Here is a 12,951-nt window from a genome sequence, read left to right as displayed (position 1 = left end):
AAAACTCCGTTTGACGTGGATTAATGGTGACCTTCAGCAAAATCTGAAGAGTGTTTTTGTAGATACTTCAAGACTAACGCTTCGCTGTCTGTGTCGAAGTTGACGAATGCCATCATGCCGTTAAACATGCCCGGCCAAGTATTCGCATCAAAATGCGCTTCATCCGGTTGGCTATGACAGACAGAGCAGTTCGTTTTATAGGCCTCACCCGCTTTTTCCCAAATTGGATCCACGCTATCGAGCATGGCTTGTTTTTTCATCCACACTTTCGCGTTTACTTTTTCCCAAGGTAGGCCGGTGAGATCATCGACACGCTTTTCACCAACAGTGACGATTGCATCATTTTGTGCCGCTTCTTTCATCAAGGAGCCCACAGCGATGTTCATACCAAAATCTTCTTGGATCACACGACCAAAGCCTTTTGCTTTGCGCCAACCATCAATTTCGATTTGAATCATCTCTCCTTTCTCATCCAATACCGTGACTGCCGATGCTGGGTTCAGAAGGCCTGCTTCCACTTTGGCTTGCGCATCTTCATAAATAGGTAAGAAGCGAACGCTCACCACTTGCTTGCCGACCGAGTAATCGGTTTTAGATGCCAACTGCTCTAGCTCGCCAATCAGTCCGCCTGAGCTATCCATATTTTTAGGCAGGTTGTGGGCGATCCCTTTATGGCAATCTAGACAACTTTGATCTTTTTCCGCTGCTTGTTTCATCTGAATACGCGCGGTTGCCGACATCTGTTCGAAATCCATCGAATCGTAATTGTGGCAATTTTTACATTCCAATGAGTTGTTGGCTGAAAAGCGCTCCCACTCATGCTTGGCCAATTCAATACGGCGCTCTTCGAATTTTTCAGGGGTACCTAAATCACCAAAAACTTGCGCAAATACCTCCTTAGAGGCTTGCATCTTACGCGCAATTTTAGCGGTCCATTCGTGTGGTACGTGGCAGTCTGGGCAAGTGGCACGCACGCCTGAATGGTTTTTCCAGTGCACGGTTTCTTGCAGCTCAACATAAACGTTGTCGCGCATTGTGTGGCAGCTGATACAGAATGCTTCTGTGTTGGTGGCTTCCAGTGCAGTATTAAAACCGCCCCAGAAAATCACACCGGCGATAAAACCGCCCATCGTGAGCACACCAAGGCTGATGTGCACGGCTGGACGAGTCATAGTGCGCCAAATTTTGACTAACAATGATTTCATGATTCGCTCTCTTAAATTTTCGATCAAAAGGATTACGGGTGAACCGTGGAATTAACCGTGCGCACCAGGAGGACCAAAGAGGAACACTTGCAGCATCCAAACAATAAATCCATAACCGCCGACAAAGGCGATACTTAAGATCGGAAAGAGAACCACTGTGATTAAGAGGAAAGACTTCCACTCAAGCGAACGTTTCTCATTACTCTCTATTTTATTAACATCACTCATACATTTGCCTGTTTTGTATTTCAGTCATTTTGAGCAGCTCGACGACAGAGCTCAGCTTATTACCATTTCTGATACGAAATGTTAGACCATACTCTTTGTAGGGTTCAATCGATTCCTACCTTATATAGCAAGGAATCCACTACTTTTTTGAGCTCGCACGGAGTTGTGTTTGATTAAGAATTTATGTATAGAAATGTGAGTAGTTGTGTCAATTTAATTTCTTTTCATAAACGTTAAAAAAGAAACAAAATGAATTGCAAGATAGGATTGAGGTGCGAATTTCTTCCCGCAAAACGCTCAAATGGCAACCGAAGTGTAAGGCTATTGTTAATAAAATGAGGAATGGTTAGATGTCGATCACCGCTCAGGAATCGGTGTTATATTCGCCCCACTTCAGTGCATAATGCACTGCCCACTGCTGGGTTTTTGTGCACTTCTTGATAGAATTCATCTTACACACTGGCTTTAAAACAGCTTATCCACAGAAAATGTGGATAAGCTGTTTTAAAGGTATAAATAGTGAACAAACACTAGCAGAAGCAGTCAATCACCACCTAAGGCGATGGTTTAGAAATGACAACAAAAAGCGGCCCTTAAAGCCGCTTCTAAAATCATCTATTCAATAAGGAGTTATTCGTGAGATCCATCTCGAAGGTAAATTAACCAGTACCAAATGCCAACAAAAACACCCCCACCGATGATATTGCCAATCGTCACGGGTAATAGGTTATTGATCAAAAAACCCATTAAGTTAAGGTCTGCGTAGTCGGCAATATTGGCACCCGTCATCTGCCAAAACTCAGCGGGTGCAAAATATTTGATACCAATTGCCATCGGAACTTGGAACATATTAGCGATGCAGTGCTCAAAACCCGCGGCGACAAACATGGCGACAGGTAAAATCATCACCATAATTTTGTCAGTCAAGGTACGACCACTGAAAGTCATCCAGACCGCCACACACACCAACACATTACACATAATGCCAAGCGCTACTGCCTGCATAAACTCGTGGTGCAACTTATGCTGAGAAATGGCCATCGCATTGAGGCCAACTTGTCCACCATCAAACATATATTGTTTGGAAACGAGCATACAGGCGACAAGCATCAGCGCACCAGCAAGGTTGCCAAAATAGACGATGACCCAGTTTTTAATCAGCATGCTCCAAGAGATTTTGCCACTCGCACGTGCAACCAAAGTCAGCACTGAACTAGTGAATAACTCACCACCGGTGACCACCACCAGAATAAGACCTAAGCTAAACGCAAAGCCGCCGATAAAACGGCTCAGACCCCAAGCCATATCGCCCGTGCCTGTCGTCACTGTAGTGTAAAAAACGAAAGCAATACCGATATGAATGCCAGCAGAAATGGCAAGAAGGAAAGACTTCATCGGATCTTTCGTCGCTTTTCCAACGCCAGTTTCTGCGGCGCGCTCTGCCATTTGCGGTGGCAATAGGGAATCAAATTGGTTTAAGTTCATGGCAAGTAACATTTTGAAACAAGTTATATAAGGCGCGGATAATCGCTCCATTCCTATGACAATTCAAGAGCTATTTTCCATGTTTACAAAAAATGTGTTTAGCGTGATGAAAATCATAAAAATTTATTGATAGCCCATATCCAGCGTCTATGGATAGCCACTCTCTTGCAAGCCAATGATGAATATAACTGTGTGAAATATCCCCAATTTGGTTGCAGATAACATTTCTTACAACAACTGATTGCAGCCAACAGCGCCGCCATCTATGGTGACAAAAAATCATTCACTATATAGGTGTCGAGATGAAATTTACTCAACAAAATATCGCCGAGCTCAATCTACTCCTCCAATTTGATTTAAGCAGCGCTGCGACTGGCATTAAAGTCCGCAATGATGCGTCTGACGACATGCAATCCGCCGTTCAACGTCTTTACGAAAAAGGTCTATGTACATTACCTGATGGTGGCTATTTGACGGATGAAGGCATCGAAGTGGCCGAGCATGCAGAGCGCGTGCTGCGCGTTTTGAACTCTTAATCTAGCCTGCAAAGGCAGCCGAGACTCTGCTGGCTGCCTTGCCCCTTTAAAAAACCGCCCTTCTTTATTTGGCCATTCGCTCAATCCAACGTTGATAGGGCTGAATTCGATCATATCCCCAGTTAAACAGTGTGGTGTAGATAAAGAAAAAGGTCAGAAACCCAGCTTCCAAAATCAATGCATCCCACATCGATACGTCTAAAACCCAAGCGATCACCGGAATAGAAATAAAGACGAGCCCACCTTCAAAACCGGTCGTGTGTAACAAACGTAAGCTAACCGTACGCGCTAATCGGTTGGTACCAAACACTCGGTCGAACAAAACGTTGTATAGATAGTTCCACGCTACGGCAAATAGGCTCAAACCAATACCTATCATGGCTAAATCCCCCGTTCCCTGCCCTGTCACCAATGCGGAGATTGGAATAATTAACGCTAATGCGGTCACTTCAAACGTTATTGCATGGAAAAGGCGCTCTTTCATCGACAGCTCTCTCATTGACATCATTTTTCTCCTCTTTATTCTTCGTCTGAGGTGTTGAATGGACTCATTTTCATCTATATTGAAGATACTAAAAAGTTAGATAGTATCGGTAAATGAGATATGTTGAGTGTTGATCAGTTGCAAGCCTTCACCGCAACCGTTGAGAGTGGCTCTTTCTCCGGCGCGGCAAGACAGTTGGGCAAAGTTCAATCGGCCGTTAGCCAACACATCATCAATTTAGAAATTGATTGCGGTGTAGAACTGTTTGATCGCTCCGGCCGTTATCCACGATTAACCGCGCAAGGCGAACGACTTCTACCGTATGCGCAAGCGACGTTGCAGCAACATCAACGCTTAGCGCAACAAGCACAACTGCTTGCTTCATCACCCAATCAACAGCTTTCGCTCGCGATGGATGAAGGGATCCCGTTACAAGGGTTAACCCATTTATTCAAACAGTTAGCCACACAGTTTCCACACATTGAAATTGAATGTTTAAGTGCATCAAGTACCGATGTGATTGAGATGGTGGAACAAGGTCGCGCTAGCTGTGGGATCATCTTCAGTGAATTGGCCTTACCGAATAACCTTGATTTTGAAAATGTCGGTTCAATCCGTTTTGATGTTTATGTGGCCGCAGAGCATGAATTGGCTCAGCATCAAGCTCCCCATATCGATATGCTAAGATTGCATCGCCAACTCGTTATCCGCTCACGCAGCCATAAAACCAGCAGTTTCCATCAAGCCTTTAGCCCCGAGATATGGTACGCCGATAACTACTATCTATTATTAGAGATGGCGTTAAGCGGTTTAGGATGGTGTTTGCTGCCAAGCTATTTAGCCGAAAGTGAACAAGCGATGGGGAAATTAGTGCGTGTCCCTGTTGAGTTTGAACAGCTGGCTTGGTATACCAACATTGATGTCATTCAGCACCAGCGCATGAGCGCCGATCCTATCCATAAAATGGTCAGGCAGTTGTTGCGCCAGCTTAGCCCACTCACCGATGCCTGATCGGCATACAATCAATCAATACAGGATGTACATTTTATGAGCACCATTACCCTTATTGGCGCAGGTTGGCTAGGCCTTCCTCTAGCGCAAGCTCTTACCGAAAACCACCAAGTCTACGCCAGCCGCACCCAAACGGCAGGAATGCTTGAGTTAACGCAACATGGCATCACAGGCTTTGTATGCGATCTTTCTCTGCGCGACCAAAGTTTATCGCAGCACTTTATTGCTCAAAAAAGTGAAATTGTGATAGGTAGCTTTCCACCCGGTTTTCGCAAGGGAAGAGGGCAAGAGTATGCGCAGCAGTGGCAATATTTAGTCGCGCAAGCAAAGCTGGCTAATGTGCGTAAAATCGTCATGGTCAGCTCAACCAGCGTCTATCCTGACACTGCACAACCAATGAGCGAACAGGATGCCTCCTTGTCACTGGCGCAAAGTGACTCAAACTTCAGTGAAGGAGCACGAATTATGTTGCAAGCCGAGCAACACGTTATCGATTCAGGGCTAGATTATGTCATTGTACGCTGTAGTGGCTTGATCGGACCAAACCGTCATCCCTCACGATTTGCAGCGCGTTTGGCGCAAGTCAGCCGGCTTGCACCAGCTAATATGTTGCATCAAAAAGACGCCATTGGTGCACTGATTTTTGCCAGCGAAAAACTCTCCAAACAGGTCGTTAACGCCACCACACCACAAACCGTGAGTAAAGCTGAGTTTTATCAAGCCGCGTTGGCGGCCGCCGAGCTAGACTCACCATTGCCGCCAATTGTCGATATTGCAGACAAACGCATCTTAAGCGACAAGCTGAGCCAATTGGGCTATCAATTTCATTATTCACACACGTTAGAGGCACTGGCACTGAATGAGTAAACATCTCTACCAACACATTGAAACCTTGTGGCAGTACATGCAGATGAAGCATGAGCTCGTCGCGGCCGATATCATTATGGTGTTTTGCAGCAATGATTTGCGCGTGGCTGAGTATGCTGCACATTTGTACCAACAAAATCTGGCTCCCTACCTTCTTTTCTCTGGCGGACAAGGGCGTTTTACTGAGGGTAAATTTTCTAAAAGCGAAGCAGAAACCTTTGCTGACATAGCCAAAGATTGTGGCGTCCCAACCCACGCGATTTTACTGGAAAAAAAGGCGACTCACTCTGGAGAAAATGTACGATTTAGTCACCATCTATTGGTAGAAAAATCGATCACTGCGCAACGTATTATTGTGGTTCAAAAACCCTTCATGGAACGTCGTGCCTACGCCACATTTGTTAAGCAGTGGCCCGCCCCATTTGAGTCATTGATGGTGACCTCTAGCGGAGAGACATTTTTCGATTATCTTGATGAGGATTTCACCGTTGATGTTGTACTGAGTGCACTATTAGACGATTTTGTGCGAGTCCGCGACTACCCAGCACAAGGATTTCAGATTGAGCAACCGATCCCAGACGATGTGACACTTGCTTACCAAGTTCTGAGTCAATTTGAGTGGTAACACAAGTTGTGGGGCATACAAAATAGATAGGGAGGCTTAAACCTCCCTATCGAATAATTTGTTCAAGGCGCAGAAGTAATGAATTTACTTACCCAAGGCTTCTTTATAGTGCTGACGACATACCGACACGTATTTATCGTTACCACCAATAGAGACTTGATCACCTTCGGCAATCGCCACTCCATGTTCATCGGTGCGAATGACCATGTTCGCTTTACGGCCACAATGACAAATTGTTTTCAATTCCACCAGCTTATCGGCCCAAGAAAGTAGATATTTACTCCCTTCAAATAGCTCACCTAAAAAATCGGTACGCAAGCCATAGCACAGTACCGGAATGCCGATTTTATCGACCACTTCAGTCAATTGATAAACTTGCTCTTTGGTTAAGAATTGGCACTCATCAACCAAAATACAGTGACGCTTTTGTTGCTCGTGCAGTGCGTTAATCTCATCATACAAATTCGTTTCAGCAGTAAAAAGCTGGGCGTCTGATTCCAATCCTATTCTTGAGCTGACTTTACCAACACCATAGCGGTCGTCGATGGCAGCGGTATAGATCACGGGCGTCATACCACGCTCTTGATAGTTGAAAGAAGATTGTAGAAGAGTGGTTGATTTACCTGCATTCATCGCAGAGTAATAGAAATACATTTGAGCCAAAAGAGAGATTCCTGTCACTAAGTCAATTGGCGAGAGAACAAGGTTCACTCAAATAAAAAAGGATAACCCTACGCGGGGCAAAAAAGAGGGTGACTTTCGCCACCCTGCTACCGTTGCGTTTATTGCGCTTTTTCTTTTGCGACCGTCACCGCAATCGCCAACTCTTCGAGCGACGCTGGGTTAGCCAGACTCGGTGCATCCGTTAGCAAACAAGCGGCTGCGGTTGTTTTAGGGAAGGCAATCACATCGCGAATATTTTCCGTGCCACACAACAGCATCACCAAACGGTCAAGACCGAATGCAAGACCTGCGTGTGGTGGTGTACCAAATTTCAGCGCATCCAATAGGAAGCCAAATTTCAGTTGTTGCTCTTGCGCATCGATACCTAAAATATCAAACACCACAGATTGCATTTCAGCATTGTGAATACGCACCGAGCCACCGCCCACTTCATAGCCGTTTAGTACCATGTCGTAAGCATTTGAATTTGCAACCGCTGGGTTGGCTTGCAACTCTTGCGCGGTTAAGTTAAGTGGCGCGGTAAATGGGTGATGCATAGCATGCAAGTTACCTTCGTCATCTTCCTCAAACATCGGGAAATCAACAACCCATAGTGGAGCCCATGAATTTTCATTGGTGATCGCCAGATCTTTACCCAATTTCAAACGCAGCGCACCCAAGGCTTCAGTCACCACTTTTATTTTATCGGCACCAAACAAAATGATGTCGCCAGACTCAGCGTGAGTGCGTTGTAAAATACCTTCCACAATGTCAGCCGAAAGGAATTTCGCGACCGGAGATTGAACACCCTCTAAGCCAGCGGCGCGGTCATTGACTTTCATCCACGCCAAACCTTTCGCGCCATAAATACCAACAAACTCAGCGTAGCTATCAATTTGCTTACGAGTTAATGCCGCGCCACCCGGTACACGAATAACCGCCACGCGTCCTTTAGCATCATTAGCTGGGCCAGAGAAAACATTGAAATCCACATCTTTTACAAGGTCTGCAACATCAACCAATTCCAGTGGGTTACGCAGATCCGGCTTGTCGCTACCATAGCGACGCATCGCTTCGCTGTATGGCATCACAGGGAAATCGCCTAGATCAACGTTTAGTAGTTCTAGCCACATGTTGCGAACCATTTTTTCGGTCACTTCACGCACTTGATCTGCCGTCATAAATGACGTTTCAATATCGATTTGAGTAAATTCTGGTTGACGGTCAGCACGTAAATCTTCATCACGGAAACATTTTACGATTTGATAGTAACGGTCAAAACCTGACATCATCAGCAACTGTTTAAACAGTTGTGGCGATTGAGGAAGTGCATAGAAACTGCCTTTGTGCACACGACTTGGCACTAAGTAATCACGCGCCCCTTCCGGCGTTGCTTTCGTCAAAACTGGCGTTTCAATATCGAGGAAACCGTGTTCGTCAAGGAAGCGGCGTACAAAGCTAGACGCTTTAGCACGCAGCTTAATACGATCACTCATTTCTGGACGGCGTAGATCTAAGTAACGATATTTTAGACGTTGCTCTTCTGAGTTCTTTTGGTTGAAATCCAGTGGCAAAACATCACTGCGGTTGATAATCGAAATCCCACTCGCGAGAATTTCCACTTCGCCAGTCGCCATCTCTTTATTGATTTGACTTTCTGGACGCGCGCGTACTTCACCAGTTAGCTTAATGCAGAATTCATTACGCAGTTGGTTAGCTACTGCAAATACATCCGCCATATCTGGATCAACCACCACCTGAACGATGCCTTCACGATCTCGCATATCAATAAAGATAAGACCGCCTAAATCACGACGGCGATTAACCCAGCCGCACAACTCCACAGTTTGTCCTGCGAGGGACTTGTTCAGGTGACCACAATAATGGCTACGCATAATGAATTTCCCAATCTCTAATTAGTTATCAATTCTAAGCCGCTCAGCGTCATTATCTGAGCAGCGCAAAGTTCCATTTATACGCTGAAAGATGTGCAAAATCGACCTTCCAGAATACAATTTGTTGTGTTTTATCAAGGGTTGCTGCTTTTTAAATCAATAATCAACCAAAATAGCAACACCGCTGAGAAATTGCGGCTGATTATAGCGTTAAAATACCAAAATCATCAAAACTCTCGTAGAGTATTTATTTTTAGTAATGGATAGAAGGTCAGTATGATGAATTTACCACTGCGACTCGGCCTTACCATGTGGTCACACGCGGGCTGGCAAAGTACGTTTTACGGCGCGGGAACGCCTGCTGCGCAGCGTCTTGAAAAGTATGCGAGGGTTTTTCATACCGTAGAAGGCAACACTACTTTCTATGCGTCACCTTCCATGAACACAGTACAGAACTGGCGCGCCGCCACTCATGATGATTTTCGGTTTACGTTCAAACTGCCCAAAGCTATTACCCACGAACATAAGCTCACTGGCTGCCAAGATCAGTTAAAAGATTTTATGATGCTCATGGAGCCTCTGCACTCTCGTGTTGGATTATGGACCATCCAACTGCCAGCTACTTTTGGCCCACAGCACTTAGAGCAGTTGAAAAAATTCTGCGCCTATTTTCCCGCAGGTTTTCCACTGAGTGTTGAAGTGCGGCACCTTGAGTTTTTTGCTAAGGGAGAAGCTGAAAAAGCGCTTAATCAATGGTTAGTTGAATCGTCGATTGACCGAATCATTATGGATAGTCGTCCTATCTTTTCGGCCAAACCGACGACCGACGTCATCATTGATGCTCAGAAAAAGAAACCTAAAGTCCCTGTTCACGCCATTGCCACGGCACAAACGCCGATGATCCGTTTTATCGGCCACCCAGAATTAGAGGCCAATTACCCCTTTTTTGAAGCGTGGATGACCAAACTGCCACATTGGATCGAACAAGGAAAACAACCTTATCTTATGGTCCACACGCCAGACAATATTGAAGCCCCATTATTAGCCGCCGAACTATACCAACAGCTGCAACAACGACTCACATTACCTACATTGACAACATTTCCAGCCCAAGATGACCAGCACCAAATCACCCTATTTTGATGATCGCGTGCGAGGTTAATGACACGCGCACACTTTTCTCTTAGAATGTGCGCCTTTTTTAAGGTAGCGCGACGGTCAGCATTGCTTTTTACGCATCGCCATGAGGTACATTATGAGCCATCATAAAGACATCATTTTTTCTGCTCCAATCGATAAAATTGGTGATTTTACGTTTGATGAACGAGTTGCTGAAGTCTTCCCTGATATGATTCAGCGCTCTGTGCCGGGGTACAGCAATATTATCTCTGCAATCGGCATGTTAGCTGAGCGCTTTGTTAAGCCACACTCTACTATTTATGATCTGGGTTGCTCTTTAGGGGCGGCTACGCTTTCGATGCGTCGTCATATTCACCAAGAAGGTTGTAAAATTGTAGCGGTTGATAATTCGCCTGCTATGGTTGAGCGTTGTAAATTGCACATTAACGCCTATCGTTCGGATACGCCTGTCGAGGTGATTGAAGCCGACATCCGTGAGATTGAAATTCATGATGCCTCAGTGGTGGTGCTCAATTTTACGCTGCAATTTCTATCGCCAGAAGATAGGCTCGCACTGCTTGAAAAAATCTACGTGGGTCTTCGCCCCGGTGGCATACTGATTTTATCTGAAAAGTACATTTTTGAAGATGAAACGGCGCATGATCTGCTAATTGACCTTCACCATGATTTCAAGCGAGCCAATGGTTACAGCGAATTAGAGATCAGTCAAAAACGCAGTGCGATTGAAAATGTGATGCGCCCAGACTCCATCACAACACATAAAGCTCGCTTTAAAAAAATTGGCTTTTCAAGTTATGAAGTGTGGTTCCAGTGTTTCAACTTTGGTTCAATGTTCGCCATTAAATAATAGAATGCCGTTTTGGCTTTTTTCCCTAGAAGGCCCAAAACCTGACCAGCCATTTATCTAGGATCTTTTTACCTCATCTAGGAATACGCTTTGCATGTTTAACTTTGCCAATTTTTATCAACTGATCGCTCAAGATACCCGTCTTCAACCTTGGCTAAACGTTTTGCCACAACAGTTGACGGACTGGCAAAATACAGAGCATGGCGACTTTGACCGCTGGGTTCGTGCGTTAAATAAAATTCCCTCGGGTACACCTGAGCTGATCGAGCTCAAGCAGTCAGTCACTCTCTCAAATAGCACACCGCTGACGTTAGGCGAACAGAAGAAATTAGAAAGTTTGCTTAAAACCTTTCATCCTTGGCGCAAAGGCCCCTATCACTTACACGGTATCCATATCGACACTGAGTGGCGATCCGATTGGAAATGGGACCGCGTATTGCCCCACATTTCACCGCTGAAAGACCGTTCCGTGCTGGATGTTGGCTGTGGTAATGGTTATCACATGTGGCGTATGCTTGGCGAAGGTGCTCGCCTGTGTGTGGGTATCGACCCTTCGCACCTGTTTTTAGTGCAGTTTGAAGCGGTGCGTAAACTATTGGGTGATGACCAACGTGCTCATCTTCTGCCACTAGGCATTGAACAATTACCCGAACTGAACGCCTTTGACACCGTATTTAGCATGGGTGTCCTATACCATCGCCGCTCACCGCTAGATCATCTGATCCAATTGAAAAATCAGTTGGTCACAGGGGGCGAATTGATTCTTGAGACGCTGGTTATTGAAGGCGACGAAAATGCGGTGTTGGTCCCTGTCGACCGCTACGCACAAATGCGTAACGTCTACTTTTTCCCTTCCGCCAAAGCGCTCAAAGTGTGGCTTGAGAAATGTGGTTTTGGTGACGTGCGTATCGTTGATGAGAGCGTCACCTCCGTTGATGAACAACGGACAACTCAATGGATGACGCACAACTCATTACCCGACTATCTTGACCCAAACGACCCAAGCAAAACCGTAGAAGGGTATCCCGCACCACGACGCGCTATTTTGGTAGCAAAAAAACTATAATTGACACAGTTTTAACGCTTGGCTATGCGTATAATACTACCCTTGTCAAAGGATGCCGTACGCATCCTTTTTTATCAGCTAAATTTTGTTAGCTAAACTTCGGTTTATCCGTATTCATTACAAACACATAAGGTCGCAAATGTTTAAGTCTGTAGCCCCCGTCATTGCCATTGCCTTACTGTCAGGTTGCACTCTAACCAATGGTGAACAATACCACCAAGCTACCCTCGCAGCGATTCAAGCTTCCGAATCGAACCTCAGCAACACAATGACCAACCTTGAGCTTCAGCTAAGTAACCAGAATGATTACATTGAAAGCCTTGAAAACCAAATATCAAAGCTCGATCGAAAACTGACCAAACTTAAGCAGACCACGACCAATAACCAACAAAAACGTGTAGAAGCAACCAGTAATGATGATGTAATTATTCCAGTCGCTACACCCTCTATTCAAAAATCACGCTATGACGTCATTTTAGGTGAAGTCGAAAAAGTCACGATTGATTCGATCAAACAAACCTTTGATGCTCGAGTTGATACAGGGGCCGCCACCTCTTCACTCAATGCGATTGATATTGAAGAGTTTGAACGTAATGGGAAAAACTGGGTGCGCTTTCATCTTTCCGATGGTGAGAAAGCAACAGACGAGAGTAACTGGATTGAATCACCCATTATTCGCTACGTTAAAATTCGCCAATCGACCAATGAAGAAATGGAACGCAGAGCCGTTGTTGAGCTGTGGGTAAAATTAGGCAGTATTCACGAAAAAGCACAGTTCACTTTGGCTGATCGCTCTCAAATGAGCCATGCTATTCTTCTAGGCCGCGAGTTTATTCGTGATATCGCGTTAGTCGATGTCAGTCGCAAGTACATCCAAACCGAAACTAAATAGTAGCAAG

14 protein-coding genes are annotated in these 12,951 nt (G+C 45.3%); 8 read left to right on the top strand and 6 right to left on the bottom strand.

Annotated features, from left to right (window positions below; genetic code table 11):
• Positions 1-20 precede the first annotated feature (20 nt).
• The 3 genes from torC to focA form a co-directional block, all read right to left on the bottom strand.
• Positions 21-1,205: a pentaheme c-type cytochrome TorC gene (gene torC / locus NB504_RS01960; RefSeq protein WP_026028567.1), complete on the bottom strand. Its 1,185-nt coding sequence runs from the start codon at positions 1,203-1,205 to the stop codon at positions 21-23.
• A gap of 51 nt (positions 1,206-1,256) precedes the next feature.
• Positions 1,257-1,433: a trimethylamine N-oxide reductase system protein TorE gene (gene torE, locus NB504_RS01955; protein WP_010318622.1), complete on the bottom strand. Its 177-nt coding sequence runs from the start codon at positions 1,431-1,433 to the stop codon at positions 1,257-1,259.
• Positions 1,434-2,063: 630 nt separating this feature from the next.
• Positions 2,064-2,918 carry a formate transporter FocA gene (gene focA / locus NB504_RS01950; RefSeq protein ID WP_026028023.1) on the bottom strand — a complete coding sequence of 285 codons (855 nt, stop codon included), beginning with the start codon at positions 2,916-2,918 and terminating at the stop codon, positions 2,064-2,066.
• Between the two features lie 302 nt (positions 2,919-3,220).
• Between focA and NB504_RS01945 the strand changes: the two genes are divergently transcribed.
• Positions 3,221-3,454 carry a TIGR02647 family protein gene (locus tag NB504_RS01945; protein ID WP_010318620.1) on the top strand — a complete coding sequence of 78 codons (234 nt, stop codon included), beginning with the start codon at positions 3,221-3,223 and terminating at the stop codon, positions 3,452-3,454.
• 64 nt (positions 3,455-3,518) lie between these two features.
• Here the strand turns inward: NB504_RS01945 and NB504_RS01940 are convergent, their stop codons facing one another.
• The gene (locus tag NB504_RS01940) at positions 3,519-3,962 is read right to left on the bottom strand and encodes a PACE efflux transporter (RefSeq protein WP_013857051.1); all 444 of its coding nucleotides are present in this window, start codon (positions 3,960-3,962) and stop codon (positions 3,519-3,521) included.
• A 96-nt stretch (positions 3,963-4,058) separates the two neighbouring features.
• Here NB504_RS01940 and NB504_RS01935 point away from each other — a divergent pair, with 96 nt between their 5' ends.
• The 3 genes from NB504_RS01935 to NB504_RS01925 are packed head-to-tail and all read left to right on the top strand — an operon-like array spanning position 4,059 to position 6,441.
• Positions 4,059-4,949 carry a LysR family transcriptional regulator gene (locus NB504_RS01935; protein ID WP_258428148.1) on the top strand — a complete coding sequence of 297 codons (891 nt, stop codon included), beginning with the start codon at positions 4,059-4,061 and terminating at the stop codon, positions 4,947-4,949.
• Between the two features lie 36 nt (positions 4,950-4,985).
• Complete coding sequence (locus tag NB504_RS01930; RefSeq protein WP_129532440.1) at positions 4,986-5,816, top strand: NAD(P)H-binding protein; 831 nt, start codon at positions 4,986-4,988, stop codon at positions 5,814-5,816.
• Positions 5,809-6,441 carry a YdcF family protein gene (locus tag NB504_RS01925; protein WP_258428147.1) on the top strand — a complete coding sequence of 211 codons (633 nt, stop codon included), beginning with the start codon at positions 5,809-5,811 and terminating at the stop codon, positions 6,439-6,441. Before NB504_RS01930 ends, NB504_RS01925 begins: the two co-directional genes overlap by 8 nt.
• A gap of 84 nt (positions 6,442-6,525) precedes the next feature.
• Here the strand turns inward: NB504_RS01925 and NB504_RS01920 are convergent, their stop codons facing one another.
• Positions 6,526-7,104 carry a thymidine kinase gene (locus tag NB504_RS01920; RefSeq protein WP_026027614.1) on the bottom strand — a complete coding sequence of 193 codons (579 nt, stop codon included), beginning with the start codon at positions 7,102-7,104 and terminating at the stop codon, positions 6,526-6,528.
• 119 nt (positions 7,105-7,223) lie between these two features.
• Positions 7,224-8,999, bottom strand: a complete 1,776-nt coding sequence (gene aspS / locus NB504_RS01915; RefSeq protein ID WP_047690909.1) for an aspartate--tRNA ligase — start codon at positions 8,997-8,999, stop codon at positions 7,224-7,226.
• Positions 9,000-9,275: 276 nt separating this feature from the next.
• Here aspS and NB504_RS01910 point away from each other — a divergent pair, with 276 nt between their 5' ends.
• From NB504_RS01910 to NB504_RS01895, 4 genes are all read left to right on the top strand, one after another.
• Positions 9,276-10,142 carry a DUF72 domain-containing protein gene (locus NB504_RS01910; RefSeq protein WP_064625032.1) on the top strand — a complete coding sequence of 289 codons (867 nt, stop codon included), beginning with the start codon at positions 9,276-9,278 and terminating at the stop codon, positions 10,140-10,142.
• Between the two features lie 100 nt (positions 10,143-10,242).
• Positions 10,243-10,986, top strand: a complete 744-nt coding sequence (gene cmoA / locus NB504_RS01905) for a carboxy-S-adenosyl-L-methionine synthase CmoA (protein ID WP_017044667.1) — start codon at positions 10,243-10,245, stop codon at positions 10,984-10,986.
• 94 nt (positions 10,987-11,080) lie between these two features.
• Entirely contained in the window at positions 11,081-12,052 is a 972-nt protein-coding gene (gene cmoB, locus NB504_RS01900) for a tRNA 5-methoxyuridine(34)/uridine 5-oxyacetic acid(34) synthase CmoB (protein WP_017047721.1), read from the top strand.
• A 139-nt stretch (positions 12,053-12,191) separates the two neighbouring features.
• Positions 12,192-12,944, top strand: a complete 753-nt coding sequence (locus NB504_RS01895; protein WP_258428146.1) for an ATP-dependent zinc protease — start codon at positions 12,192-12,194, stop codon at positions 12,942-12,944.
• Positions 12,945-12,951: the final 7 nt, after the last annotated feature.

This window comes from Vibrio sp. RM-69-4 (assembly GCF_024743775.1).
Classification (GTDB): Bacteria; Pseudomonadota; Gammaproteobacteria; order Enterobacterales; family Vibrionaceae; genus Vibrio; species Vibrio anguillarum.
The sequence above is the reverse complement of the archived record's forward strand: the minus strand, read 5'-3'. Positions and strand labels throughout refer to the sequence as shown.

Excerpts from the sequence above, each read along its gene's own strand:
- torC (WP_026028567.1), bottom strand. The coding sequence starts at position 1,205 with ATGAAATCATTGTTAGTCAAAATTTGGCGCACTATGACTCGTCCAGCC.
- torE (WP_010318622.1), bottom strand. The coding sequence starts at position 1,433 with ATGAGTGATGTTAATAAAATAGAGAGTAATGAGAAACGTTCGCTTGAG.
- focA (WP_026028023.1), bottom strand. The coding sequence starts at position 2,918 with ATGAACTTAAACCAATTTGATTCCCTATTGCCACCGCAAATGGCAGAG.
- NB504_RS01945 (WP_010318620.1), top strand. The coding sequence starts at position 3,221 with ATGAAATTTACTCAACAAAATATCGCCGAGCTCAATCTACTCCTCCAA.
- NB504_RS01940 (WP_013857051.1), bottom strand. The coding sequence starts at position 3,962 with ATGATGTCAATGAGAGAGCTGTCGATGAAAGAGCGCCTTTTCCATGCA.
- NB504_RS01935 (WP_258428148.1), top strand. The coding sequence starts at position 4,059 with ATGTTGAGTGTTGATCAGTTGCAAGCCTTCACCGCAACCGTTGAGAGT.
- NB504_RS01930 (WP_129532440.1), top strand. The coding sequence starts at position 4,986 with ATGAGCACCATTACCCTTATTGGCGCAGGTTGGCTAGGCCTTCCTCTA.
- NB504_RS01925 (WP_258428147.1), top strand. The coding sequence starts at position 5,809 with ATGAGTAAACATCTCTACCAACACATTGAAACCTTGTGGCAGTACATG.
- aspS (WP_047690909.1), bottom strand. The coding sequence starts at position 8,999 with ATGCGTAGCCATTATTGTGGTCACCTGAACAAGTCCCTCGCAGGACAA.
- NB504_RS01910 (WP_064625032.1), top strand. The coding sequence starts at position 9,276 with ATGATGAATTTACCACTGCGACTCGGCCTTACCATGTGGTCACACGCG.
- cmoA (WP_017044667.1), top strand. The coding sequence starts at position 10,243 with ATGAGGTACATTATGAGCCATCATAAAGACATCATTTTTTCTGCTCCA.
- cmoB (WP_017047721.1), top strand. The coding sequence starts at position 11,081 with ATGTTTAACTTTGCCAATTTTTATCAACTGATCGCTCAAGATACCCGT.
- NB504_RS01895 (WP_258428146.1), top strand. The coding sequence starts at position 12,192 with ATGTTTAAGTCTGTAGCCCCCGTCATTGCCATTGCCTTACTGTCAGGT.